The following is a 24,304-nucleotide window of genomic DNA, read 5'->3' on the forward strand; positions in this document are numbered from 1 at the left end:
TAAGCATCTCCGCGTTCTGCATCGTGGCCGGCGTGAGTCATAGCGCCTCCAGCACTCGCCGCCGATGTTCCTCCGGCGTACCCCAGGCGGACCGCAGCGCCTGCACGCGCAGCAGCAACAGCGACAGGTCGTGTTCCTGGGTGAAACCGATGGCGCCGTGGGTCTGCAACCCCGACCGCGCCGCCAGCAGGCCCGCCTCGGATGCGGCCGCCTTGGCCGCACTGACATCGCGCGGATCCATGGTCAGCGCCGCGCCGTACACCAGCGGACGGGCCAGTTCGATGGCGATGTGCACGTCGGCGAGCTTGTGCTTGATCGCCTGATACGAGCCGATCACCCGGCCGAACTGGGTGCGCTGCTTGGCATAGTCGACCGCGCCGTCGCGCAGCGCCTCGGCCGCACCGATCAGCTGTGCCGCGGTGGCCAGCGCGCCGAATTCGTAGGCGCGCTTGACGTCTGCTCTCCATGCCGCTCCGGTGGCCATCACGTCGTAGAGCCGGCGGCTGGGATCGACGGACTCGTGGACGTCACCCGGTGTCGCCTCGGTGACACCGTCCTCGCCCGCCAACAGCACCAGGCCGGCGACGTCGGCGTCGACGGCCCGCGGTGTGTGCGGCGGCTGTGCGACGGTGGCGATCAGCTCGCCGGAAGCCAGGCCTGCGCAGCGTTCATCGTCGGCCAGCAATACCGGTGCCACAGCGATGGATTCGGCCACCGGACCCGGCACACACCAACGCCCCAGCCGCTCGATGGCGACGACCAGGTCGACCGGATGAGCCTCGATGCCGTCGAATTTCTCCGGCACGGCCAGGGCGGTGACGCCCAGGTTGGCGAGCTGCTCCCACACCTTGCGGCCCGGTGCCGTATCGCCCGTGGACCACGCGCGCACCGCGCCGGGCAGGTCCGCCGCGCCGAGCGCGGCGTCGATGCTGGCCGCGAAGTCGCGCTGCTGTTCGTCTAGCGCAAATCTCACTTCTTGCCCCCGGACATCTCGCGCGGCAGGCCCAGCAACCGCTCGGAGATGATGTTGCGCTGAATCTCGTTGGTGCCGGCATAGATCGGGCCGCCCAATGCGAACAACAGCCCCTCGGTCCATCGGCTCGCCAGCTCCCCGTCGGCGGCCAGCAGGTCGAGCGCGGTCTGGTGCAATTCGACGTCGAGATCGGACCAGAACACCTTGGTCACCGACGACTCGGCGCCCAGCTCCCCGCCGAGGGCCAGCCGGGTCACCGTGCCGAAGGTCTGCAGCCGGTAGGCCTGCGCCTTGATCCAGCCGTCTGCGACCCGGTCGGCGAACGCGGCCGGTGAGCCACTGTCCTTCCACAGCCGCACCAACCGCTCGGCGGTTGCCAGGAAGCGTGCCGGGCTGCGCAGCGACATGCCGCGCTCGTTGCTCGACGTGCTCATGGCCGCCCGCCAGCCCTCGTGCGGGGTACCGATGACGTCCTCGTCGGGAACGAAGACGTCATCGAGGAAGATCTCGCCGAAGCCGGTGTCACCACCGAGCTGAACGATCGGCCGCACGGTGACGCCCTCGGCCTTCAGGTCGAACATGAAATACGTCAGCCCGTTGTGCCGCTCGGCGCCGGGATCGGAACGAAACAGCCCAAATCCCCGCTCGGCGAACGGTGCTCGCGAGCTCCAGATCTTCTGCCCGTTGAGCAGCCAGCCGCCGTCGGTCTGGGTGGCGGCGGACCGCAGCGACGCCAGGTCGCTGCCGGACTCCGGCTCCGACCACGCCTGGGCCCAGATCTCCTCGCCGCTGGCCATTTTCGGCAGGATCCGGTCACGCTGCTCCTCGGTGCCGTGCGCGAAGAGCGTCGGCGCCAGCATCGAGGTGCCGTTGGCGCTGGCGCGCCCCGGTGCCCCGGCCCGGAAGTACTCCTCTTCGAACACCACCCAGTGCAGCAGCGGTGCGTCGCGTCCGCCGTACTTCTTAGGCCAGTTGATCACCGACAGGCCGGCGTCGAACAGCACGCGGTCCCAATGCCGGTGCTGATCAAAGCCTTCGGCGTTGTCGTATGACTTCGTCGGGATCGAGTCGGCGTTGGCCGACAAGAATTCCCGCACCTCCGCCTGGAAGGCCAAGGTGTCTTCGTCGAGTTCCAGATCCATTAGCCCTGCTCTCGCAGTTGTGGTTTGAGCACCTTGCCGCCCGCGTTGCGGGGCAACGCGTCGACGAACCGCACCGATCGCGGCGCCTTGAAGTTCGCCAGATGCTCGCGGGTGTAAGCGATCACAGATTCTTCGTCGAGCTGCACACCGGGCCGGGTCACCAGGTACGCCCGGCCCACTTCACCGAGGCGCTCGTCTGGAACTCCGATCACGGCGGCGTCGGCCACGCCGTCGAGCCGGGCCAGGACCTGCTCGACCTCGGCGGGATAGACGTTGAATCCACCGCAGATGTACATGTCTTTGAGCCGGTCGGTGATGCGCAGGTTGCCGGCTTCGTCGACGGCGCCGATGTCACCGGTGTGCAGCCAGCCGTCGGTGTCGATGGCGGCGGCGGTCGCCTCCGGGTCCTCGAGGTAGCCCAGCATCACGTTCGGCCCGCGCAGCAGCACCTCGCCCGGTTCCCCGGGCGAGTGGGAGTCGATGCGCAGTTCGAAGTCCGCGAACGGGCGTCCGCAGGTGGTGGCCACGGTGACCGCGTCGTCGTTGGCGCGGCACATGGTTCCCATGCCGTTGGCCTCGGTCAGTCCGTACGCGGTCAGCACGATGTCGATGTCGAGTTCGGTTTGCATGCGTTCGACGAGCACGACCGGCACGGTCGCGGCACCGGTCACCGCGAACCGCAGCGAGCTCAGGTCGTAGTCGTTGCGTGCCGGGTGGTCCAGCAACGTCTGGTAGATCGTGGGCGGCCCGGGCAGCACGGTGATGCGATGCTGCTCGATGGCTTGCAGCGCGCGAAGCGGGTCGAAGGTCAGGTGGGGAATCAGCGTCGCACCGGTCTGCAGGCAGGCCAGGATGCCGGCCTTGTAACCGAAGTTGTGAAAGAACGGATTGATGCATAGATAGCGGTCGTCGCTGGTGATCTTGCCGTTGGCCGCCCAGGCCGCCGAGGCCGACAGGGACTGCCGGTGTGCACACAGCACGCCTTTGCTGCGGCCGGTGGTACCGGAAGTGAAGAGGATGTCGCTGACGTCATCGGGTACGACGGCGGACGCACGGGTGGCGACCGCGCCGACGTCGGCGCCACGGGCGACGAATTCCTCCCAGGTGCCTGCCCCGGTCTCCGCGGCCTCGATCGGTATCCGCACGATGTGCCGCAGCGCGGGCAGCGCCGCGCGGTCCAGGTCGGCGACGCGATCGTTGCCCAGGAATCGGCCCATCCCGAAGAGCACGGGCGCCCGGGTGCGGGCCAGGATGTCGCCGGCCTCGGCGGCGGTGTAGCGGGTGTTCAGCGGCACCATCGCCGCGCCGGCGTGGTGGATCGCCAGGCAGGCGACCACCCAATGCCAGGTGTTCGGCGACCAGATGGCCACCCGGTCGCCCGGTCGGACGCCGAGATCGATGAGCGCGGCGGCGGCGCGGTGCACCTCGTCGCGTAGCGCGGCGGCGGTGAAGGAGCGTTCGTCGGTGATCAGCGCGTCGTGATCGGGGAGCCGGCCCGCGAATCGATCCAGCGCCGCGGGGACCGTGCGCGGATCGTTGGTCATCGAATGCTCCTAGAGAGTTCCGTCCGCGAGGCGCAGTCACCGACGGTCTAACAAAGCAAGTGCTTGGTAGGTTAGCCTACAGGGCATGCAGGACGTCGAGGAGTTCCGGGCGGAGGTCCGTCAGTGGCTCGCCGACAATCTGGTCGGCGAATTCGCAGCTCTCAAGGGCCTCGGCGGGCCCGGCCGGGAGCACGAAGCGTTCGAAGAACGGCGGGCTTGGAACCAGCATCTCGCCGAGGCCGGGTTGACCTGCCTGGGTTGGCCGGTCGAGCACGGCGGCCGCGGCCTGTCCACCGCGCACCGGGTGGCGTTCTACGAGGAGTACGCCAAGGCCGATGCCCCGGACAAGGTCAATCACTTCGGCGAGGAGCTGCTCGGCCCCACGCTGATCGCGTTCGGGACGCCCGAGCAGCAGCAGCGTTTCCTGCCGAAGATCCTCGACGTGACCGAACTGTGGTGCCAGGGATATTCGGAGCCCGGTGCCGGCAGCGACCTGGCCAACGTGGCGACCACCGCCGAACTCGACGGCGACGAGTGGGTGATCAACGGCCAGAAGGTGTGGACGTCGCTGGCGCACCTGTCGCAATGGTGCTTCGTGGTCGCGCGCACCGAGAAGGGCTCCAAGCGGCACGCCGGCTTGTCGTATCTGCTGGTCCCGCTGGACCAGCCGGGCGTGGAGGTCCGCCCGATCGTCCAGATCACCGGCACCGCGGAATTCAACGAGGTGTTCTTCGACGACGCCCGCACTGAGGCCGCTCTGGTGGTCGGCGAGCCCGGCGACGGCTGGCGGGTCGCCATGGGGACGCTGACTTTCGAGCGGGGCGTGTCGACGCTCGGACAGCAGATTCGTTACGCCCGTGAGCTTTCCAACCTGGCCGAGCTCGCCGAGCGCACCGGCGCCGCGGACGACCCGTTCATCCGCGAGCGGTTGACCCGCGCGTGGACCGGGCTTCGGGCCATGCGCAGTTACGCGTTGGCCACCATGGACGTCGATCGAGGCGGCCAGGCCGTCGGGAAAGATAACGTGTCGAAGTTGTTGTGGGCCAATTGGCATCGCGATCTGGGCGAGCTGGCCATGGATGTCATCGGTAAGCCCGGACTGACCCTGGCCGACGGCGAGTTCGACGAATGGCAGCGGCTGTTCCTGTTCACCCGCGCCGACACCATCTACGGCGGATCTAACGAGATCCAGCGCAACATCATCGCCGAGCGGGTGCTCGGCCTACCTCGAGAAGTTCGTGGATGAGCGCTTGCGCAAAGACTGAGGAGGAAGCATGAGTCTGTCCGAAGCTCCGAAAGAGATTGCCGGACACGGACTTCTGCAGGGCAAGGTGGTGGTCGTGACCGCGGCCGCGGGCACCGGTATCGGCGCGTCGACGGCACGACGGGCGCTGGCCGAGGGGGCCGACGTGGTGATCTCGGACCACCACGAGCGCCGGCTCGGGGAGACCGCCGACGAGCTCACGGCGCTGGGACAGGGCCGCGTCGAAAGCGTGCTGTGCGACGTGACGTCCACCGCGCAGATCGATGCCCTGTTCGCCTCGGCCACTGCCCGGATGGGACGCATCGACGTCCTAGTCAACAACGCCGGGCTGGGCGGACAGACACCGGTGGTCGACATGACCGACGAGGAGTGGGACCGCGTCCTGGATGTGACCCTGACGTCGGTGTTTCGCGCCACCCGCGCGGCGCTGCGGTACTTCCGCGACGCGCCGCACGGCGGGGTGATCGTCAACAACGCCAGCGTTCTCGGCTGGCGCGCACAGCACTCGCAGTCGCACTATGCCGCCGCCAAGGCGGGGGTGATGGCGCTGACCCGTTGCAGCGCAATCGAAGCCGCCGAGTATGACGTGCGGATCAATGCGGTGTCGCCGAGCATCGCGCGGCACAAATTCCTGGAGAAGACGTCGTCGTCGGAGTTGCTCGACCGGTTGTCGGCCGGCGAGGCCTTCGGGCGGGCCGCCGAGCCGTGGGAGGTGGCGGCCACCATCGCGTTCCTCGCCAGCGATTACTCGAGCTATCTCACGGGAGAGGTCATCTCGGTATCCAGTCAGCACCCGTGAGCTGCGATATCGCTGACTGGCGGGAGCCCGCGACGTGTTTACAATTGTCGACCAACGCGGTCGATGCAGGTGGGAGGGTGCTGTGAGCGAAGGGCCGGGTCACCGACCGTGGGGTGAGAACCCGAGTCCTGCTAACTCACCCGGCCAGCCTCCGGGCACCCCCTGGCAATCCGATGCCGGCTGGCCGGAACAGTGGGGCCAGGGGGGCCAGGCAGCCCCGTTCGGCCAGCCCGCGTACGGTTCGTGGTCCTCGCCACCACCGGTGACCGTCGCCAACTTCAACGGCCCGCCCGGTAGCCCCGGTCGCCGCAATCGCAAGCCGTTGATCATCGGGTTGAGCGTGGCCGCGGTCGTGCTCGTCGTGATCGTCATCATCGTGATTGCCGTCAGCAGCGGCGGCGGATCGGGCAGCGCCGGTGATGCCGCCAAGGGCTACCTCGAAGCGCTTGCCCGCGGGGACGCGCAAGCCGCGCTGACTTATAGCACCGACCAGCCCGCGTCGAAAGAGTTTCTGACCGACGACATCCTCAAACGACAGATCGCGCGGTGGCCGATCACCGACATCAAGATCCTCGATGACAATTCCGCCCGCAGCTTCGGCTTCGGCCAGGTGCATGTTTCGGCGAAATTCGGCGAGAACACCTCGGACGTGACGATGTCGATCAAGAAGGTCGGCGGCGACTGGAAGCTGGACCACGCCGCGATCAAGGTGGACACCCTCAACGCCGGCATCGAGCAGGCCGCCGTCAAGACGGCGACGTTCTTCGACAAGCCCGTCGGCACCGCGCCGGTATACGTCTTTCCGGGTTGGGTGGACGTCGCCAGCAGCAATCCGAATCTGGCCGTCAACGTGAAAAAGCCCTTCCTGCTTGACAATCTGACGGCATCGGGTGCGTACTTCAACGACCTGGAGTTCAAACTCAGCGACAAGGGGTTGTCCGCGACCAGCGCAGCGATATCGGCCGCGCTGGCGAATTGCGCGAATTCGAATCAACTGCGACCGCCCGACTGCCCCCAGCACGCCTTCGACTACGACCTGGTGGATGGGACCGCGGCCTGGGGCAAGCCGGACATCAGTGGCCTCAAGATCAACCTGTTCGACCCCTTCCGTCTCGAGGCGACCTTCTCCGGGTCCGTCAACTTCCCGCTGACCGCCCAGACCCGGTCGGGTGGCACCAAAACGAGCGTCGTCAACGCGTTCGTGTCCGGCAACGCCGACGAGTCGCAGACTCCGCCCGCGGTCTCGCTGCGCTGACCCGGGCAACGGCCGACGCGGCCGCGAACCGACCTCGGTGGCCAAGCAAGCGCTTGGTTGATACTCTGGTCGGGTGGACCGAGCGCCCGGTCAGGCCAACAGCCGTCGAGACGAGTTACTGGAGCTTGCCGCGGCCATGTTCGCCGAGCGCGGATTGCGTGCCACCACAGTCCGCGACATCGCCGACAGCGCAGGCATCCTGTCCGGCAGTCTGTATCACCATTTCTCCTCCAAAGAGGAGATGGTCGACGAGCTGTTGCGAAGCTTTCTGGACTGGTTGTTTGCGCGCTACCGCGAAATCGTGGACAGCGAGGCCAACCCCCTGGAGCGGCTCAAGGGTTTGTTCATGGCGTCCTTCGAGGCGATCGAGCACCGGCACGCGCAGGTCGTCATCTACCAGGACGAGGCCCAGCGCCTGTTGTCCCAACCCCGGTTTTCCTACATCGAGGACATGAACCGGCAACAGCGCAAGATGTGGCTCGAGTTGCTCAATCAGGGCGTCGCGGAGGGCTGCTTTCGCCCCGACCTCGACGTCGACCTGATCTATCGCTTCATCCGGGACACCACGTGGGTGTCGGTGCGCTGGTATCAGCCGGGCGGCCCGCTCACCGCGGAGCAAGTCGGTCGGCAATACCTCGCCATCGTTCTTGGCGGAATTACCGCGGGATCAAACAAGATCGAAGAAGGAGTCTGAAATGCCAGAGGCGTACGTCATTGACGCTGTGCGTACCGCGGTCGGCAAGCGCGGCGGATCGTTGGCCGGGGTTCACCCGGTCGACCTGGGTGCTCTGGGATGGCGGGGACTGCTCGACCGGGTCGACGTCGATCCCGCCGCAGTTGACGACGTGATCGCCGGCTGTGTCGATGCCATCGGCGCCCAGGCGGGCAACATCGCCCGGCTCTCGTGGCTGGCCGCCGGCTATCCCGAAGAGGTTCCGGGGGTCACGGTCGATCGGCAGTGCGGTTCCAGCCAGCAGGCGATTTCTTTTGGCGCACAGGCGGTTCTGTCCGGCACGGCCGATCTCATCGTCGCGGGCGGCGTCCAGAACATGAGCCAGATCCCGATCTCGTCGGCCATGACGGTGGGCGAGCAGTTCGGCTTCACTTCGCCGACCAACGAATCCAAGCAGTGGCTGCACCGCTACGGCGACCAGGAGATCTCGCAGTTCCGGGGTTCGGAGCTGATCGCCGAGAAGTGGAACCTGTCGCGCGAGGAGATGGAGCGCTACGCGCTGACCAGTCACGAGCGCGCGTTCGCGGCCATCCGTGGCGGCCACTTCGACAACGAGATCATCACCGTGGAAACGGAATCCGGGCCGTTCCGGGTCGATGAGGGCCCGCGCGAGTCGTCGCTGGAGAAGATGGCCGGGCTCAAGCCGCTGGTCGAGGGTGGCCGACTGACGGCGGCGATGGCAAGTCAGATTTCCGACGGTGCCAGTGCCGTGCTGCTGGCGTCCGAAAAGGCCGTCAAGGAGCACAATTTGACGCCACGAGCCCGCATCCATCACATCAGCGCTCGCGCCGCCGACCCGGTCTTCATGCTGACCGGGCCCATCCCGGCGACGCGCTATGCGCTGGACAAGGCCGGGCTGTCCATCGACGACATCGACACCGTGGAGATCAATGAGGCTTTCGCGCCGGTGGTGTTGGCCTGGCTCAAGGAGATCAAGGCGGACCCGGAGAAGGTCAACCCCAACGGCGGCGCGATCGCGCTCGGCCACCCGCTGGGTGCCACCGGCGCCAAGCTGTTCACGACCATGCTCAACGAACTGGAGCGCATCGGCGGACGCTATGGCCTGCAGACGATGTGCGAAGGTGGCGGGACGGCGAACGTCACCATCATCGAGCGCCTGTAGCCGGACGGTTAAGGGGTAGCCACGACGAGACCGATGCCGCCCAAGGCAAGCAGCCAGCTCGTGAAGCTGCCGACGAGGAAGTACTCGGTGACCTCGTCGATGCCGACGCTGCCGTTGCGGTTCGTTTGAGCGTTCAGTTCGGGAAACCGGATGATGCCCTTGGCGGCGACGACGGCGCTGGCCGCGGCCACCTGTCCGCCGACGCCAAGGCTCAGGATCAGCAGGCGTTCCATGGGTCCCAGCAGCCTGCCGCCCTTGAGCCGGTCCGACGGCTGCGGCTCGCCGGCCGGGCGCACCGCGCCCACCGAGCCAAGCACCAGGCGCACCAGCTGATTCGCGGTGGCGAACTGGACCAGGACCACGCCCACGAGCATCAGCAGTCGGGTGGGCGTGACGTGGCCGAGCGGCAGGTGAACCCAGGCCGACCACCGCGCGACGACGCCGCCGGTCGGTGATGACCAGCCCGACACGACCGCCGGCAGCGCCAGTGCCGAGCCGAAGACGGCCAAGGGTGCGCCTTGCGCAGTGCCGGTGCGTTCGCTTCTGGCGCACAGCCATTCCCAGGCGATGACCGCCACGGCCGCGAGCACGAGTAACGCGATGTCGCCGGCATGCCACAGGGCGCCCACGGCCGCGCATGCCAATACAGCGACCGGCCCGATCAACAGCGGCGGCCAGACCGCACCGGTCGCGCGCCGGCAGAGATCGGCGACGCCCAGTGCGATGAGCAAGACCGCGACGGCGCTCACGGGAGGCTCCGAAGATATTGGCTCGCAGTGACAATCAGGTCCAGGCCGTCGCGGCTGGCGCGCTGGGATACCGCCGACGGGCTGATGCCCTCGTCCGCGGCTAGCTCCTTTTTGGTCCGGCCCGTCATCAGCCCCCTCACGATCCGCAACGATCTCTCATCGAGCGATCCAAGCAGATGGTCCCGACACATCAGGGCCGCGTTGACCGCGCCGGCGTCGCCGCGTGTGTCGCCGGCCGCTCGGAAGGTCGTGCGTACCAGCGCGAACCCGGGTTGTCGCTGAACGTCTGCGGTCTGCTGGATGGCGTCTCGCGCGGCCCACCAGCCCGGCCCGTCCTGGATTCCCGCGTCGGGGTCGAGGATGGTGACCGCGCCCCAGCCGATGCCGAACCGGATATCGACGTCGGGCGCAAGCAGGAGGCGCACGGTCAACGCCGCGTCGATGGCGGCACCGACGCTCGGATAACTGCCCTGAAACTCGTCGCCGACGGTGAAGGCCGGCGGGTCGATTGCGTCGCGGGCGATCCGGCTCAGAGCGGCGGCGAGGTTACGATGCAGCGCTGGCCGGTTGCTGACCCGCCGCGAGCCCACCACGTCGCCGATCAGCGTCGCGCGTAGTGAAGTATTAGCCTTCACCTTAGGCATATGAAGACTATAGCTTAATTTTCTCAGAATTTAGGATATAGCTGAATCACGCCTCGGGCCACCGCTCAGCTCTTCGGCGTCCAGGGTGACACCGCGGGTGAGCTACGGCCAGGGTCCTTAGTCCACAGCTGGGTTTTGCTCGACCAGTGCGGCCGCGGCCTTCAGGTGTTCGACCGCCTCGCGCACGATGCTCTCGATCAACTCGGCGCACGACGGCAGGTCGTCGAGGATCCCGGCCACCTGTCCGGAAGCAAGCACGCCGGCTTCGGTGTTGCCGTCAACCAGTCCTGCTTTCAACAGCATTGGCGTATTGGCCGCCATCACCACCTGCGACCACGTCAGCTCCTTGCCACGGCGCATCGCCAGCCCGTCGCTGACCATCGACCGCCAGGTCATCTGCGACATGTGTTTGAACTTGGCGGCGTTGCGCACGGCCGCGGTGAGGCCCCGTACCGGTGAACCGGCTTCCAGCTTCTCGACCAGGCCGGTGCGCAGCACCCGGTGCGGCATGCCGTCCACGCGCGTCGTGACGACCGTGCCGTCCAGCGCCGACTCCAGGTAGCGACGCTTCACCGCATCGGGCACGGTCGAATCCGAGGTGAGCAGGAAGCGGGTGCCCATCGCGACGCCGGCGGCGCCATAACTCAGCGCGGCCGCAAGGCCCCGCCCGTCGAAGAACCCTCCGGCCGCGATCACCGGAATCCCGCTGCCCTGCACGGCATCCAGGACCGAGGGCAGCAGCAAGGTCGTGGCGACGGGCCCGGTGTGCCCACCGCCCTCCCCGCCCTGCACGATCATCGCGTCGGCCCCCCAGCTCGCCACTTTGCGGGCGTGCTTGGCCGCGCCGATCGACGGAATCACCACGGCGCCGGCATCTTTCAGCCGGGCGATGAGTTCCTGCTTGGGCGCCAGGGCGAAGGACGCCACCTTGACGCCTTCGCGGATCATCAGGTCGACGCGGTCGCCCGCGTCGGCGGCATCGGCGCGGATGTTCACGCCGAACGGCATGTCGGTGGCGGCCTTGACCTTGCCGATGGCCGTCGCCAATTCGTCCAGCGTCATGGTGGCCGAGGCCAGGATGCCCAGCCCACCGGCGTTGGCGGTGGCGGATACCAGCCGGGCACCGGCCACCCAACCCATCCCGGTTTGAACCACCGGATGCTCGACACCGACCAGCTCGGTCAGCGGCGTGCGCAGTCTCATCAACGGATCTCTCTGTCGCGCAGCGACTTTGGGTCGATCGTCTCGCGGATCAGCCGCAGCTCGTCGTCGGTCGGCAGCCGCGTCTCCTCTGCTCCGTCCAGGCCGTGGATGTCGAACGAAGTGTTTTCGGCGACCTCATCCGCCGAAACCCCGGGATGCAGTGACACCGCCCGCATCGTGCGGTCCGGCCCGCCGAAGTCGAACACACCCAGGTTGGACACCACCCGATACGTGTTGGCGAAGCGGAACGCCGGGTTGTCGGGGTCGACGTTGTCCCAGCCGATTCCGCAGACGATGTCGACCTTCTCGCAGAACACCCGCTTGGAGTGATTGCCCACCCAGTAGCTGGTGGCGTGGTTGATGGCGTTGCCGGGCGCACCGCGGACACCGAACATCTGACGTTTGGGCCGCTGCAGCGGGCCGAACGCCGAGATGTTCTGATTGCCAAAGCGGTCAACCTGATTGGCACCCATCACCACGTGTCGCCGGCCCCAGGCCAGGGTTTCGAAGACCCGCCCGAACGGCATCCAGCCCTCGACGGGCGCGGAGGCGCCCAGGGCGGGGGTCTCGGCCAGCAGCTGCGCCTCGCCGTCCGTCAGCAGGATGTCCGGCGAGAAGGTCAACCGGGCCAGCCGGGCCCCGACCGAGGCCATGTTCGTCATCGGACTGACCATGATTTCCCCGGCATCCCGGAACAATTCGGCGCAGGCTACCGCGCAGACCTCGGGTCGGGTGATCGCGTCGCCGCTCATGACGAGGCCTCCTCTTTGAATGCGCGCACGGCCGCCTGATAGTCCTCTTCGCTGCCCGAGAGGAAGGTTTGCACGAACTGCTGCCAACCCTCATCCGTCGAGGCCGCTTCGGCGTAGTGCCGCTGGAACTTTTCGTCGCGGCCGTAATCCGGTGCGGCGGTGGTGAAGTGCGCACCACCCGGCGCTTCTACCACGCCGTCTACCATCATGCGGTTCACCAGCAGCGCCTGCGGGGGGACCGCCTTGACCAACTCTTGGGTGGGCACGACGCGCTCCACCGACAGGAAGCGCCTCTCGGCGGCCATCAAAAACAGGTCGTCGAAGTACGGGTCTATCCCGGTGTAGGCCGCATTACCCTGCGCATCACCAAGATTGAGGTGCACGAACGCGGCGTCCAGGCGCAGCGCAGGCATCGCGAGCAACGTCTCGTGCCCGCCGCCGGGCGCGGGATACGGGCTGGTCACGGTCTGCAGTTCGCCCTCCCAGAAGTCCGGCACCGAGCTGCCCAGCCCGGCCCGGATCGGTAGGAACGGGAGGCGCTGCGCGGCGGCCTGCAGCCCGCAGCGCAGCATGCCTTCGTCCATCTCCCGGGCCTCGATCGCGCCATTGGCGCGGGTTTTGGCGAACCACGGGTCGTAGAAGGGCGGGGAGTCGAGCGAAACGAATCCGTAGTAGACCCGCTTGACCTTGCCGGCCGAGCACAGCAGGCCCAGGTCCGGCCCCCCGTAGGTGATTACCGTCAGGTCGGTGATGTCGGTGCGCAGCAGCGCGCGCACGAACGCCATCGGCTTGCGCCGTGATCCCCAGCCGCCGATGCCAATCGTCATGCCGCTGCGCAATTGCGCGACGGCCTCGTCGAGAGTGGTTCTCTTGTCGGCCACTACTTCTTGCCCTTCTCGGTACCGGCGAACGCGTCGCGGTGCTCGTCGGAAACCCCGGCGAGGTTGAGCTCGAACGTAAAGCCTTGCTCCATGCGGTAACTCGAGTTGACTCGTTGTACGTCGATCAGGTTCAGCGCCTCCTTGGCCGCCCGGATGACGCGGGTGTCCTTGGTGGCGATGTCGCGCGCGACCCGCAGGGCGGCCTCGTCAAGCTCGTCGCGCGGCACCACCTCGTGCACCGAACCGAAGTGGTGCAGGGTGGCGGCGTCGACGGTGGCCGCGGTGAAGAACAGCCGGCGCATCATGTGCTGCGGAACCAGTCGCGACAGATGTGTCGCCGCGCCGAGGGCACCGCGTTCCACCTCCGGCAGCCCGAAGGTGGCGTCGTCGGATGCCACGATGACGTCGGAGTTGCCGACCAGCCCGATGCCGCCGCCAACGCAAAATCCGTTCACGGCCGCGACGACGGGCACCGCGCACTCGTAGACCGCGCGGAACGCGGCGAAGCAGCCGCGGTTGGCGTCGATGAGCGCGGTGAATCCCTCGGTGCGCTGCATCTCCTTGATGTCGACGCCGGCGTTGAAGCCGCGACCCTCGGCGCGCAGGATCACCACGTGGGTGTTGGGGTCGTCGCCGGCGGCGGTGACGGTGTCGGCGAGTTCGAACCAGCCGCGGGACGGGATGGCGTTGACGGGCGGGAAGTCGACGGTGACCGCGACGATGCCCGGTTCGGTGGTGATGGATGTGATGGGCAAGGTGCCACTTCCTTGTGGGGTAACTACCTAAGCAAGCACTTGCTTGGTACGCTAGCACAGTGACTCGCGCCGAAGCATCCGACGCCATCAACTTGGGGCTGGCCGGGCGGGTGGTTCTCGTCACCGGTGGTGTCCGTGGCGTGGGTGCCGGCATCAGCTCCGTTTTCGCCGGGCAGGGCGCCACCGTCGTCACCTGCGCGCGGCGGGCGGTCGAGGGACTGCCGTATGAATTCCACTCGTGCGACGTCCGCGACGACGACGCCGTCAAGGGCTTGATCGACACCGTCGTGGACCGGCACGGGCGCCTGGACGTCGTCGTCAACAACGCCGGCGGATCGCCGTACGTGCTGACCGCGGAGTCCAGCGCCAAGTTCAACCGCAAGATCATCGAACTGAATCTGATTGGTGCGCTGTCGGTTTCGCAGCATGCGAACGCGCACATGCAGGACCAACAGCAGGGTGGATCGATTATCAACGTCTGCAGCCTGTCCGGCCGCCGGCCCTCCCCGGGCACCGCTGCCTACGGGGCCGCCAAGGCCGGCCTGGAAAGCCTGACGCAGACCCTGGCCGTGGAGTGGGGCCCGAAGGTCCGGGTGAACGCCTGCGTGGTCGGCATGGTGGAGACCGAGCAATCCGAACTGTTCTACGGCGACGCCGATTCCATCGCCGCGATCTCGAAGAACGTCCCCCTCGGCCGGCTCGCCCAGCCCGTCGATATCGGTTGGGCCGCAGCATTTCTGGCCTCTGACGTGGCGTCCTACATCAGCGGGGCCTCGTTGGAGGTGCACGGCGGCGGCGAGCCGCCGCACTATCTGGCCACCACGAACGCGAGCGCGATCAAGTAGAGGAGACAAGGACTATGGGAGTGGTTGACGGCCGCGTCGTCATCGTCACCGGAGCGGGCGGCGGTATCGGTCGCGCACATGCGCTGGCCTTCGCCGAAGAAGGCGCGCGTGTGGTGGTCAACGACATCGGGGTGGGCCTGGATGGTTCGCCGGCCGGCGGTGGCAGCGCCGCCCAGGGCGTGGTCGACGAAATCGTCGCCGCCGGTGGTGAAGCCGTAGCCGACGGATCCAACATCGCCGACTGGGACCAGGCGGCGAGCCTGATCCACACCGCGGTCGAAACCTACGGCGGCCTGGACGTTTTGGTGAACAACGCCGGCATCGTGCGCGACAGGATGATGGCCAACACCAGCGAAGAGGAGTTCGACGGCGTCATCGCGGTGCACCTGAAGGGACACTTCGCCACGATGCGCCACGCCGCGTCGTACTGGCGTGGGCTGTCCAAGGAGGGCAAAACCGTGGACGCCCGGATCATCAACACCAGTTCGGGCGCCGGCCTGCAGGGCAGCGTCGGGCAGGGCAACTACAGCGCCGCCAAGGCCGGCATCGCGGCGTTGACGTTGGTCGGTGCCGCCGAGATGGGGCGCTACGGCGTCACCGTCAACGCCATCGCACCCTCGGCCCGCACCCGCATGACCGAGACGGTGTTCGCCGAGATGATGGCGACGCAGGACCAGGACTTCGACGCCATGGCCCCGGAAAACATTTCACCACTTGTGGTTTGGCTGGGCAGCGTCGAATCGCGTGACGTCACCGGCAAGGTGTTCGAGATCGAGGGCGGCAAGATCCGGGTTGCCGAGGGGTGGGCGCACGGGCCGGAGATCGACAAGGGCGCCAGGTGGGATCCGGCGGAACTGGGGCGCGTCGTCGCCGATCTGCTCGCCAAGGCCCGGCGGCCGGTGCCCGTCTATGGCGCCTGACGCGGTTCGCACACCACCAGCGGGATGACACGGTCCGCGGCCTCGCGGTACTTGCGATAGGGCGGATAGATCCGCGTCAATCGCGGCCAATACCGTTCGCGCTCAGCGGCGGTGGCGTCGCGGGCGACCAGGTCCAGGCGCTGGGCGCGGATCTGCACCCGTACGTCGGGATTCTCTTTGAGGTTGAGATACCACAGCGGATCTTCGTCGCGCCCGCCGAAGGACGCGGGCACGATGACCCGGTCGCCGTCGCGCAGGTACAGCGTCGCGGTGGTTCGCGGCTCGTCGGACTTGCGTCCGGTGGTGGTCAACAGGGCCGCCGGGAACCGCAGCAGCTTTGCCCCGACCTTGCCGTTGGTTCGGCGGTACACCCATATATGGGCACGCGCGAAATACTTGAGCAGCAGCGCAATCGGACGCGAGTTGCGGATCCAGTGGTGGTCGGGCATGGTGCCCAGATGATTCCCCACCCCGATGAAATAAAAACTCAGGGGTCGCAGATCACGATCGGGATGACGCGATCGGTCCAGGCTCGGTAGTCGTCGAACGAGGGATACATGGCGTCCAGCTTCGGCCAGTACTCGGCACGTTCCGCCTCCGTGGCATCGCGGGCCTGCAGCTGCAGGACCTCGTCCTTGATCTGTACGGACACCTTGGGATTGGCCTTGATGTTGAGGTACCACAGCGGATGCTTGTCGCTGCCGCCCTTCGACGCGACCAGGATCACCCGGTTTCCCTCGCGCAGGTAGAGCAGCGGGCTCACCCGCGGTTCACCGGTCTTGCGGCCCGTGGTGGTGAGCAGGGCGACCGGCGCCTTCTGGAAGGTGCCGCCGAACTTTCCGTTGCTGCGCTTATAGATCCACGTGTTGCCCTTGGCCATCCACTTGATGATGAAGCCGACCCAGGGGGCATTCAGTGAACGTGGCTTCGGTTTCGGCATGGGAGTTCCTTAGCGCTGGATGAAGGGTTGGAAGCGAACCTTGATGTGATGGATCTCGGCTTTCCCGCTTGCGCTTTCGGCGGGGATCACGAACGTCTCGTCGATGTGCGCGGCGAGCCGCCGGCCGCCGAACGCGGCCTTGGTCAGCACCTGGTACGCCGCATGCACCCGGTCGCCGTCGATGCGGTAATCCGGTGGCGTTGTGTTCGCGAGCAACCGGTACTGGAGCCCGCGATTGAGGCTGCGCCGCAGATGGTTTCCCGAGAAACCGTTCTTGATTCCCTGTTCGATGCGGGTGCAGTGCGTGGCAAAGGGAACGGCGTCACCGTCATGGCTGACCAACGCGTCGATGTAGGACTGCGCCGCGGCGATGCGGCGTTCGTCGGAAACGCTCACGACCGAAAACGCGCGAACGCTAGATGCGCTCGATGATGGTGCCGGTCGACAGGGCGCCGCCCGCGCACATGGTGATCAGCGCGGTGGTCTGGTCGGTGCGTTCCAGCTCGTGCAGGGCGGTGGTGATCAGCCGGCTGCCGGTGCTGCCGACCGGGTGCCCCAGCGCGATCGCCCCGCCGTTGACGTTGACCTTGGCCATGTCCGGGTCGTGCACCCGCGCCCACGACAGCACCACCGAGGCGAAGGCCTCATTGATCTCGGTGATGTCGATGTCGCCCATCTTCATCCCGGCCTTCTCCAGCACCTTCGCCGTCGATTGCACCGGGCCGTCCAAGTGGTAGTACGGCTCGGCCCCGACCAGCGCCTGGCTGAGAATGCGGGCCCGTGGCCGCAGGCCCAGCGCCTTGGCCTTGTCTTCGTCCATCCACAGCACGGCAGCGGCGCCGTCGGAGATCTGCGACGACGTTCCCGCCGTGTGGATTCCGCCCTCGATGACCGGCTTCAGCGCGGAGAGGCCCGACAGCGTGGTGTCGCGCAGGCCTTGGTCGCGGCTGATGGTGACGCGCTCGGACGTCGGTTGCTTGTTCTCGTCGAGCGCGGGGGCCTCGATCGGGGAGATCTCGCGATCGAAACGGCCCTCTTCCCAAGCCTGCTTGGCCTTGGTCTGGGACGCCAGGCCGAACTCGTCGATCTCGTCACGAGTGATGCCGCGCCGCTTGGCGATGCGCTCGGCCGCGGTGAACTGGTCCGGAAGGTCGATGTCCCACGACGACGGACGCAGGACGGTCCGGTCGGGACCGGCGTTCGCGCCGAGCCCGACGCGGCTCATGGCCTCGATTCCGCACGCGATGCCGATGTCGATGGCACCCGCCGCGATAAGACCGGCGACCAGGCCGTTGGCCTGCTGGCCGCTGCCGCACTGGCAGTCCACGGTCATCGCGCCGACGTGGTCGGGCAGGCCCGCGACCAGCCAGCTAACGCGCGTGATGTTGTTGGACTGCTCGCCGAACTGCGTGACGCAGCCGCCGATGATCTGCTCGACGTCGCCGGCGTCGATGCCGGCCTTCTCGACAAGAGCCTTCTGCGTGGCCCCCAGCAACTCGGTGGCGTGCAGGCCGGACAGCCAGCCGTTCCGTTTGCCGATAGGGCTACGGGTGGCTTCGACGATGACAGGGTTACCCATTCCGTCAGGCTAGAACACGTTTCATTACTCTGACAAGCGAGGATGATGACCTGCCTTTTATCTGCGCAGGAGGCGTGTTTTACTGGCACTAGAACACGTTGCAATTAGTGTTGTAAAAGGAGCGCACCCTACATGGCACCCCCCAACATTCCCGCCGACTTCGACTTTCTTGACCCCGACGTCAACCTTGCCGGGTTGCCCGTCGAGGAGCTCGCCCAGCTGCGTAAGGCAGAGCCGATCCACTGGGTTGACATCCCAAATGGCGCGGGCGGGTTCGAGGACCACGGATACTGGATCGTCACCAAGCACGCCGACGTCAAGGAGGTGTCGAAGCGCAGCGATATCTTCTCGAGCTGGATGAACGGCGCCATCCCGACCTGGCCGCCGGAGATGAAGCGTGAGCAGGTCGAGCTGCAGCGCAGCGTCATGCTCAACATGGACGCGCCGCACCACACCCGGCTGCGCAAGATCATCTCGCGCGGGTTCACGCCGCGCGCCATCGGACGGCTGGAGGCCGAGCTGGCCCAGCGCGCCCAGAACATCGCCGAGACCGCCGCGAAAGAGGGCAGCGGCGACTTCGTCGAACAGGTCTCGTGCGAACTGCCCCTGCAAGCCATCGCGGGTCTACTGGGCGTACCGCAGGAGGATCGCGACAAGCTCTTCCGCTGGTCCAATGAGATGACCGGTGGCACCGACCCCGAGTACGCGCACGTCGACCCGGCACAGTCGTCGGTGGAGCTCATCACCTACGCCATGGCGATGGCTGAGGAGCGTGGCAAGAACCCCACCGACGACATCGTCACCACGCTCATCCAGGCCGACATCGACGGCGAGAAGCTCTCCGACGACGAGTTCGGATTCTTCGTCGTCATGCTGGCCGTGGCCGGCAACGAGACCACACGGAACTCGATCACCCACGGCATGATCGCGATGGCGAACAACCCCGATCAATGGGAGCTCTTCAAGAAGGAACGCCCGGCGACCACGGCCGACGAGATCATCCGTTGGGCCACACCGGTTTCGGCCTTCCAGCGCACCGCCAACGAGGACACCGAGTTGGGTGGCGTGCAGATCAAGAAGGGCCAGCGGGTGGTGATGTCGTACCGGTCGGCCAACTTCGACGAAGAGGTCTTCGAAGACCCGCACACCTTCAACATCCTGCGCGACCCGAACCCGCACGTCGGCTTCGGCGGCACCGGGGCCCACTACTGCATCGGTGCGAACCTGGCCCGCATGACGATCAACCTGATCTTCAACGCGGTCGCCGATCACATGCCGGATCTCAAGCCGATCGGCGAGCCCGAGCGGTTGCGGTCGGGCTGGCTCAACGGCATCAAGCACTGGCAGGTCGACTACGCCGGCCAGCCCGCGGTGACGTCCTGATGGACTTCGACCTCACCGCGACCCAACAGGCCGTCGCCGATGTGGTGACGTCGGTGTCCGAGCGCGAATTGAGCTGGGACGCTTTGGTCAGCGGGGGCGTGACGGCGCTTGCGGTGCCGGAACGTCTCGGTGGCGATGGCGTGGGTCTGCCCGAGGTGGCCAACGTGCTCACCGAGATCGGCCGCCACGGCGCCATCACGCCGGCCCTCGCCACGTTGGGTTTCGGTACGCTGCCGCTGCTCGAGCTGGCCTCCGACGAACAGCAGGACCGGTTTTTGGCCGGCTTGGTTAAAGGGGCGAAGGGGGCGGTCCTGACCGCCGCCCTCAACGAGCCGGGGACCGCGCTGCCGGACCGGCCCTCGACCGCGTTCGGCAACGGACGGTTGTCGGGCACCAAGGTCGGGGTCGGCTATGCCGGACAAGCGGATTGGATCCTCGTCACCGCCGACAGCGCGGTGGTCGTGGTGTCGCCGAAGGCCAACGGGGTCGAGGTCGTGCAAACCCCGACCTCGAACGGCTCCGAGGAATACACGGTCACGTTCGTCGACGTCGCGGTCGACGACTCCGATGTGCTGGCGGGCGCGACGGCGTCCCGGGTCAACCAGTTGGTGCTGGCCGCCATCGGCGCTTACGCCGACGGGCTGGTGGCCGGGGCGCTGCGCCTGACCGCGGACTACGTGGCCAACCGCAAGCAGTTCGGCAAGCCGCTGTCGACGTTCCAGACGGTGGCCGCCCAGCTCGCCGAGGTCTACATCGCCTCGCGGACCATCGATTTGGTGGCGAAGTCGGTTGTCTGGGGCCTGTCGGAAAGGGGCGGATCCGCCCCCCAGGTGGTGGACGACCTGGACGTGCTCGGCTACTGGGTCACCTCGCAGGCGCCCCCGGTCATGCAGATCTGCCATCACCTGCATGGCGGGATGGGAATGGACATCACCTATCCGATGCACCGGTACTACTCCACGATCAAGGACCTGTCCCGGTTGCTGGGCGGTCCTTCTCATCGTCTCGACCTGGTGGGAGCGCAATGTTCATAGACCTGACTCCGGAGCAGCGCCAGCTGCAAGCGGAACTGCGGGAATACTTTTCGAACCTGATCTCGTCCGACGAGATGAAGGCGATGGAGCAGGACCGCCACAACGAGGCCTACCGCGCGGTGATCCGGCGAATGGGCCGCGACGGCAAGCTCGGTGTCGGATGGCCAAAGGAGTTCGGCGGCTTGGGCTTCGGCCCGATCGAGCAGTCGATCTTCGTCAACGAGGCGCACCGGGCCGACGTGCCGCTGCCCGCGGTGACGTTGCAGACGGTTGGCCCGGTTCTGCAGCAGTTCGGCAGCGATGAGCAGAAGAAGAGGTTCCTGCCGGCCATCCTGGCGGGCGAGGTGCACTTCGCGATCGGTTACACCGAGCCCGAGGCGGGCACCGACCTGGCCTCGTTGCGGACCACCGCCGTGCGCCAAGGCGACGAGTACATCGTCAACGGGCAGAAGATCTTCACCACCGGTGCCCACGACGCGGACTACATCTGGCTGGCCTGCCGCACCGACCCGGAAGCCGTGAAGCACAAGGGCATTTCGATCCTGATCGTCGACACCAAGGACCCCGGCTACTCCTGGACGCCGATCATCCTGTCCGACGGCGCGCACCACACCAACGCCACCTATTACAACGATGTACGGGTGCCCGCCGACATGTTGGTCGGCGAGGAGAACGGCGGATGGCGGCTGATCACCACCCAGCTCAACAACGAGCGCGTCATGCTGGGCCCCGCCGGTCGCACCGCAGGCATCTACGACCGGGTGCACGCCTGGGCGTCCAAGCCGGGCAGTGACGGCGTCACGCCGATCGACCACCAGGACGTCAAGCGAGCGCTCGGTGAGATCCACGCCATGTGGCGGATCAACGAGCTGCTCAACTGGCAGGTCGCCGCCGCGGGCGAGGACATCAACGTGGCCGATGCCGCCTCGACGAAAGTCTTTGGCACGGAGCGCATCCAGTACATCGGCCGGCTCGCCGAGGAGATCGTCGGGAAGTACGGCAACCCCGCCGATTCGGACACCGCCGATCTGCTCAACTGGCTGGACTCCCAGACCAAGCGCAACCTGGTCATCACCTTCGGCGGGGGCGTGAACGAAGTGATGCGCGAGATGATCGCGGCGTCCGGCCTCCAAGTGCCGAGGGTGCCTCGATGACCGATATCAAGGAAGCGGTCGCGGAAATCACCGCCACCGTCGTCGCTAAGCCGCGGGACGCCCGGGATCCGGTGAACCAGCCGACGATCAACAACTGGGTCGAGGCGCTCGGCGATGCCAACCCGATCTACGTCGACGAGGCCGCCGCCAAGGCCGCCGGTCATCCCGGAATCGTCGCCCCGCCGGCCATGATTCAGGTGTGGACCATGTTCGGTCTGGGGGGCGAGCGCCCGACCGACGACCCCATGGGCCCGATCATGCAGCTGTTCGACGACGCCGGCTACATCGGTGTGGTCGCGACCAACTGCGAACAGACCTATCACCGGTATCTGCGTCCGGGCGAGCGGGTCACGGTCCACTCCGAGATGCGCGACGTGGTCGGCCCCAAGCAGACCGGGCTCGGTGAGGGCTGGTTCATCAACCAGCACATCACGTGGCGGGTCGGCGACGAGAATGTCGCCGAGATGGCCTGGCGCATACTGAAATTCAGGCCACGCGAGGATTCCGGCGCCACCGGCTCCGTCCCGCAGGATCTGGACGCCGACGCCATGATGCGTCCCGCGGTGTCACGCGACACCGCGTTCTTCTGGGAGGGCGTCAACTCCCACGAGCTGCGCATCCAGCGCCTCGCCGACGGCACCCTGCAGCACCCACCGGTGCCGGCGGTGTGGCAGGACAAGGCCGAGCCCATCGACTACGCGGTGGCCAGCGGCCGCGGCACGGTGTTCAGCTTCGTGGTGCACCACGCACCCAAGGTGCCCGGGCGCACGCTGCCGTTCGTGATCGCGCTGATCGAGCTGGAAGAGGGCGTTCGGATGCTCGGCGAGCTGCGCAACGTCGACCACGCCGACATCAAAATCGGAATGCCGGTCCGCGCAACCTATATCGACTTCCCGGCCGGTGAGTCCGGTCCGGAATGGAGCCTGTATGCTTGGGAGCCCCTGGGAGATCAAGCATGAGCGCACCGGCTGTCGAAGTGGGCACCACCCTGCCCGAACTCAAGCTGCATGGCACGCCCACGTTCATCATCTCGACGGCTCTGGCCACCAGGGACTTTCAGGACGTGCACCATGACCGGGACCTGGCTCAAGCCAAGGGGTCCAAGGACATCTTCGTCAACATCCTCACCGACACCGGCCTCGTGCAGCGCTACGTCACCGACTGGGCGGGTCCGACGGCGCTGATCAAATCGATCGGGTTGCGGCTCGGTGTGCCGTGGTACGCGTACGACACGGTCACCTTCTCCGGTGAGGTGACCGCCGTCGACGACGGCCTGATCACGCTGAAGGTGTTCGGCCGCAACAGCCTTGGTGACCACGTGATCGCTAACGTCACGCTGACGATCGGGGGAGTCTGATGTTGTCGGGCAAGGCTGCGATCGTCGGCATCGGCGCCACCGACTTCTCCAAGGACTCCGGCCGTAGCGAGCTGCGGCTGGCCGCCGAGGCGGTGCTGGATGCGCTGGACGACGCGGGGCTTTCGCCGTCCGATGTCGACGGGCTGACCACCTTCACGATGGACACCAACAACGAGACCGCCGTCGCGCGTGCGGCCGGCATCGGCGACCTGAAGTTCTTCTCGCAGATCGGATACGGCGGCGGCGCCGCGTGCGCGACCGTCCAGCAGGCGGCGATCGCCGTGGCCACCGGGGTCGCCGACGTCGTCGTCGCATACCGGGCGTTCAACGAGCGCTCGGGCATGCGGTTCGGTCAGGTTCAGACCCGGTTGGTGGGAAACGCCGGCGTGCAGGCTGATTCGACGGCGGCGGACAACTCCTTCTCGTACCCGCACGGGCTGTCCACGCCGGCCGCGCAGGTCGCGATGATCGCCCAGCGGTACATGCATCTGTCCGGCGCGACCAGCCGGGACTTCGGTGCGATCTCGGTCGCCGACCGCAAGCACGCGGCCAAGAATCCGAAGGCATACTTCTACGAGAAGCCGATAACGATTGAGGATCACCAGAATTCGCGGTGGATCGCCGAGCCGCTGCGGCTGCTGGACTGCTGCCAGGAGACCGACGGAGCGGTCGCGATCGTGGTGACGTCGCCGGAGCGCGCGAAGGATCTCAAGCAGCGACCGGCGATCATCGAGGCGGCGGCGCAGGGCTCCAGCCCCGACCAGTACACGATGGTCAGCTACTACCGGCCCGAGCTCGGCCTGCCCGAGATGGGGGTCGTGGGCCAGCAGCTCTGGTCGCAATCCGGTCTGAAGCCGACGGACATTCAGACCGCCGTGCTCTACGACCACTTCACCCCGTTCACGCTGATTCAGTTGGAGGAGTTGGGATTCTGCGGCAAGGGTGAAGCGAAGGACTATATCGCCGACGGTGCCATCGAGATCGGCGGGCGGCTGCCCATCAACACCCATGGTGGCCAGCTCGGCGAGGCCTATATCCACGGCATGAACGGCATCGCCGAGGGAGTGCGCCAGCTGCGGGGGACATCGGTGAACCCGGTGCCCGACGTCGAGCACGTACTCGTCACCGCGGGAACCGGCGTGCCCACGTCGGGCCTGATCCTGGGTTAAGGCTTGCTTCTGGGCGCTTTAGCGCCCGTCTGGCGCCGGCCTTTTGCCGAGCGTGAAGTTAGTCTCACGTTCGTGACCGAGCGTGAAAATAGCTTCACGTTGGACG

The 24,304-nt window shown here is 66.9% G+C and carries 26 protein-coding genes; 13 read left to right on the forward strand and 13 right to left on the reverse strand.

Annotation, left to right across the window (positions count from 1 at the left end; genetic code table 11):
- Positions 1 to 37: 37 nt before the first annotated feature.
- From AC5Y4H_RS01500 to fadD3, 3 genes are read right to left on the reverse strand one after another with little or no spacing between them, the layout of a single operon-like run.
- The gene (locus tag AC5Y4H_RS01500) at positions 38 to 973 is read right to left on the reverse strand and encodes an acyl-CoA dehydrogenase family protein (RefSeq protein ID WP_499977907.1); all 936 of its coding nucleotides are present in this window, start codon (positions 971 to 973) and stop codon (positions 38 to 40) included.
- The gene (locus tag AC5Y4H_RS01505) at positions 970 to 2,115 is read right to left on the reverse strand and encodes an acyl-CoA dehydrogenase family protein (protein ID WP_499977908.1); all 1,146 of its coding nucleotides are present in this window, start codon (positions 2,113 to 2,115) and stop codon (positions 970 to 972) included. Before AC5Y4H_RS01505 ends, AC5Y4H_RS01500 begins: the two co-directional genes overlap by 4 nt.
- Complete coding sequence (fadD3, locus tag AC5Y4H_RS01510) at positions 2,115 to 3,659, reverse strand: 3-((3aS,4S,7aS)-7a-methyl-1,5-dioxo-octahydro-1H-inden-4-yl)propanoate--CoA ligase FadD3 (protein WP_499977910.1); 1,545 nt, start codon at positions 3,657 to 3,659, stop codon at positions 2,115 to 2,117. Before fadD3 ends, AC5Y4H_RS01505 begins: the two co-directional genes overlap by 1 nt.
- Positions 3,660 to 3,744: 85 nt before the next feature.
- Between fadD3 and ipdE1 the strand changes: the two genes are divergently transcribed.
- The 5 genes from ipdE1 (at position 3,745) to fadA6 (ending at position 8,833) form a co-directional block, all read left to right on the forward strand.
- Positions 3,745 to 4,905: an acyl-CoA dehydrogenase IpdE1 gene (gene ipdE1 / locus AC5Y4H_RS01515; protein WP_499977913.1), complete on the forward strand. Its 1,161-nt coding sequence runs from the start codon at positions 3,745 to 3,747 to the stop codon at positions 4,903 to 4,905.
- 28 nt (positions 4,906 to 4,933) lie between these two features.
- The gene (gene ipdF, locus AC5Y4H_RS01520; RefSeq protein WP_065028570.1) at positions 4,934 to 5,722 is read left to right on the forward strand and encodes a (5R,7aS)-5-hydroxy-7a-methyl-1-oxo-2,3,5,6,7,7a-hexahydro-1H-indene-carboxyl-CoA reductase; all 789 of its coding nucleotides are present in this window, start codon (positions 4,934 to 4,936) and stop codon (positions 5,720 to 5,722) included.
- 82 nt (positions 5,723 to 5,804) lie between these two features.
- Positions 5,805 to 6,977: a hypothetical protein gene (locus tag AC5Y4H_RS01525; protein ID WP_499977914.1), complete on the forward strand. Its 1,173-nt coding sequence runs from the start codon at positions 5,805 to 5,807 to the stop codon at positions 6,975 to 6,977.
- Positions 6,978 to 7,050: 73 nt separating this feature from the next.
- Entirely contained in the window at positions 7,051 to 7,671 is a 621-nt protein-coding gene (gene kstR2 / locus AC5Y4H_RS01530; protein WP_499977916.1) for a TetR family transcriptional regulator KstR2, read from the forward strand.
- Position 7,672: 1 nt separating this feature from the next.
- Positions 7,673 to 8,833, forward strand: coding sequence for a steroid 3-ketoacyl-CoA thiolase FadA6 (gene fadA6, locus AC5Y4H_RS01535; RefSeq protein WP_085292171.1), 1,161 nt, complete (start codon positions 7,673 to 7,675; stop codon positions 8,831 to 8,833).
- 8 nt (positions 8,834 to 8,841) lie between these two features.
- On the opposite strand, the gene AC5Y4H_RS01540 is transcribed toward fadA6, so the two are convergent.
- From AC5Y4H_RS01540 to echA20, 6 genes are all read right to left on the reverse strand, one after another.
- A complete protein-coding gene (locus AC5Y4H_RS01540; RefSeq protein ID WP_499977918.1) occupies positions 8,842 to 9,582 on the reverse strand; it encodes a hypothetical protein in 741 nt (246 codons plus the stop codon).
- Positions 9,579 to 10,226, reverse strand: coding sequence for a SatD family protein (locus AC5Y4H_RS01545; RefSeq protein WP_499977920.1), 648 nt, complete (start codon positions 10,224 to 10,226; stop codon positions 9,579 to 9,581). Before AC5Y4H_RS01545 ends, AC5Y4H_RS01540 begins: the two co-directional genes overlap by 4 nt.
- Positions 10,227 to 10,343: 117 nt before the next feature.
- Positions 10,344 to 11,429, reverse strand: a complete 1,086-nt coding sequence (gene ipdC / locus AC5Y4H_RS01550; RefSeq protein ID WP_499977923.1) for a (3aS,4S,5R,7aS)-5-hydroxy-7a-methyl-1-oxo-octahydro-1H-indene-4-carboxyl-CoA dehydrogenase — start codon at positions 11,427 to 11,429, stop codon at positions 10,344 to 10,346.
- Positions 11,429 to 12,181: a cholesterol ring-cleaving hydrolase subunit IpdB gene (gene ipdB, locus AC5Y4H_RS01555; protein ID WP_499977925.1), complete on the reverse strand. Its 753-nt coding sequence runs from the start codon at positions 12,179 to 12,181 to the stop codon at positions 11,429 to 11,431. The genes ipdC and ipdB overlap by 1 nt, the downstream gene beginning before the upstream one ends.
- Positions 12,178 to 13,062 carry a cholesterol ring-cleaving hydrolase subunit IpdA gene (ipdA, locus tag AC5Y4H_RS01560; protein ID WP_499977927.1) on the reverse strand — a complete coding sequence of 295 codons (885 nt, stop codon included), beginning with the start codon at positions 13,060 to 13,062 and terminating at the stop codon, positions 12,178 to 12,180. The genes ipdB and ipdA overlap by 4 nt, the downstream gene beginning before the upstream one ends.
- Complete coding sequence (echA20, locus tag AC5Y4H_RS01565; RefSeq protein ID WP_499977929.1) at positions 13,062 to 13,817, reverse strand: (7aS)-7a-methyl-1,5-dioxo-2,3,5,6,7,7a-hexahydro-1H-indene-carboxyl-CoA hydrolase; 756 nt, start codon at positions 13,815 to 13,817, stop codon at positions 13,062 to 13,064. The genes ipdA and echA20 overlap by 1 nt, the downstream gene beginning before the upstream one ends.
- 59 nt (positions 13,818 to 13,876) lie before the next feature.
- On the opposite strand from echA20, the gene AC5Y4H_RS01570 reads away from it, so the two are divergent.
- Together AC5Y4H_RS01570 and AC5Y4H_RS01575 are read left to right on the forward strand one after the other, a co-directional pair.
- On the forward strand, positions 13,877 to 14,662 hold the full coding sequence (locus AC5Y4H_RS01570) for an SDR family oxidoreductase (RefSeq protein WP_499977931.1): 786 nt from the start codon (positions 13,877 to 13,879) through the stop codon (positions 14,660 to 14,662).
- 14 nt (positions 14,663 to 14,676) lie between these two features.
- Complete coding sequence (locus AC5Y4H_RS01575; protein WP_499977932.1) at positions 14,677 to 15,582, forward strand: SDR family oxidoreductase; 906 nt, start codon at positions 14,677 to 14,679, stop codon at positions 15,580 to 15,582.
- On the opposite strand, the gene AC5Y4H_RS01580 is transcribed toward AC5Y4H_RS01575, so the two are convergent.
- From AC5Y4H_RS01580 to AC5Y4H_RS01595, 4 genes are read right to left on the reverse strand one after another with little or no spacing between them, the layout of a single operon-like run.
- The gene (locus AC5Y4H_RS01580) at positions 15,570 to 16,031 is read right to left on the reverse strand and encodes a nitroreductase family deazaflavin-dependent oxidoreductase (protein ID WP_499978123.1); all 462 of its coding nucleotides are present in this window, start codon (positions 16,029 to 16,031) and stop codon (positions 15,570 to 15,572) included. The genes AC5Y4H_RS01575 and AC5Y4H_RS01580 overlap by 13 nt on opposite strands.
- A gap of 38 nt (positions 16,032 to 16,069) precedes the next feature.
- Entirely contained in the window at positions 16,070 to 16,522 is a 453-nt protein-coding gene (locus tag AC5Y4H_RS01585; protein WP_499977933.1) for a nitroreductase family deazaflavin-dependent oxidoreductase, read from the reverse strand.
- 9 nt (positions 16,523 to 16,531) lie between these two features.
- Positions 16,532 to 16,918, reverse strand: coding sequence for a DUF8021 domain-containing protein (locus AC5Y4H_RS01590; RefSeq protein ID WP_499977935.1), 387 nt, complete (start codon positions 16,916 to 16,918; stop codon positions 16,532 to 16,534).
- 19 nt (positions 16,919 to 16,937) lie between these two features.
- Positions 16,938 to 18,101: a steroid 3-ketoacyl-CoA thiolase gene (locus tag AC5Y4H_RS01595; RefSeq protein WP_499977937.1), complete on the reverse strand. Its 1,164-nt coding sequence runs from the start codon at positions 18,099 to 18,101 to the stop codon at positions 16,938 to 16,940.
- Positions 18,102 to 18,233: 132 nt separating this feature from the next.
- Here AC5Y4H_RS01595 and AC5Y4H_RS01600 point away from each other — a divergent pair, with 132 nt between their 5' ends.
- The 6 genes from AC5Y4H_RS01600 to ltp2 are packed head-to-tail and all read left to right on the forward strand — an operon-like array spanning position 18,234 to position 24,198.
- Positions 18,234 to 19,484: a cytochrome P450 gene (locus AC5Y4H_RS01600; RefSeq protein WP_499977939.1), complete on the forward strand. Its 1,251-nt coding sequence runs from the start codon at positions 18,234 to 18,236 to the stop codon at positions 19,482 to 19,484.
- Complete coding sequence (locus AC5Y4H_RS01605) at positions 19,484 to 20,518, forward strand: acyl-CoA dehydrogenase family protein (protein ID WP_499977941.1); 1,035 nt, start codon at positions 19,484 to 19,486, stop codon at positions 20,516 to 20,518. Before AC5Y4H_RS01600 ends, AC5Y4H_RS01605 begins: the two co-directional genes overlap by 1 nt.
- Positions 20,509 to 21,672, forward strand: a complete 1,164-nt coding sequence (gene fadE29, locus AC5Y4H_RS01610) for an acyl-CoA dehydrogenase FadE29 (RefSeq protein ID WP_499977943.1) — start codon at positions 20,509 to 20,511, stop codon at positions 21,670 to 21,672. Before AC5Y4H_RS01605 ends, fadE29 begins: the two co-directional genes overlap by 10 nt.
- The gene (locus tag AC5Y4H_RS01615) at positions 21,669 to 22,631 is read left to right on the forward strand and encodes a bifunctional MaoC family dehydratase N-terminal/OB-fold nucleic acid binding domain-containing protein (protein WP_499977945.1); all 963 of its coding nucleotides are present in this window, start codon (positions 21,669 to 21,671) and stop codon (positions 22,629 to 22,631) included. The genes fadE29 and AC5Y4H_RS01615 overlap by 4 nt, the downstream gene beginning before the upstream one ends.
- On the forward strand, positions 22,628 to 23,029 hold the full coding sequence (locus tag AC5Y4H_RS01620) for a MaoC family dehydratase (protein WP_499977948.1): 402 nt from the start codon (positions 22,628 to 22,630) through the stop codon (positions 23,027 to 23,029). Before AC5Y4H_RS01615 ends, AC5Y4H_RS01620 begins: the two co-directional genes overlap by 4 nt.
- Positions 23,029 to 24,198, forward strand: coding sequence for a 17-hydroxy-3-oxo-4-pregnene-20-carboxyl-CoA lyase (gene ltp2 / locus AC5Y4H_RS01625; protein WP_499977949.1), 1,170 nt, complete (start codon positions 23,029 to 23,031; stop codon positions 24,196 to 24,198). The genes AC5Y4H_RS01620 and ltp2 overlap by 1 nt, the downstream gene beginning before the upstream one ends.
- Positions 24,199 to 24,304: the final 106 nt, after the last annotated feature.

The organism is Mycobacterium sp. NGS58 (genome assembly GCF_059812385.1).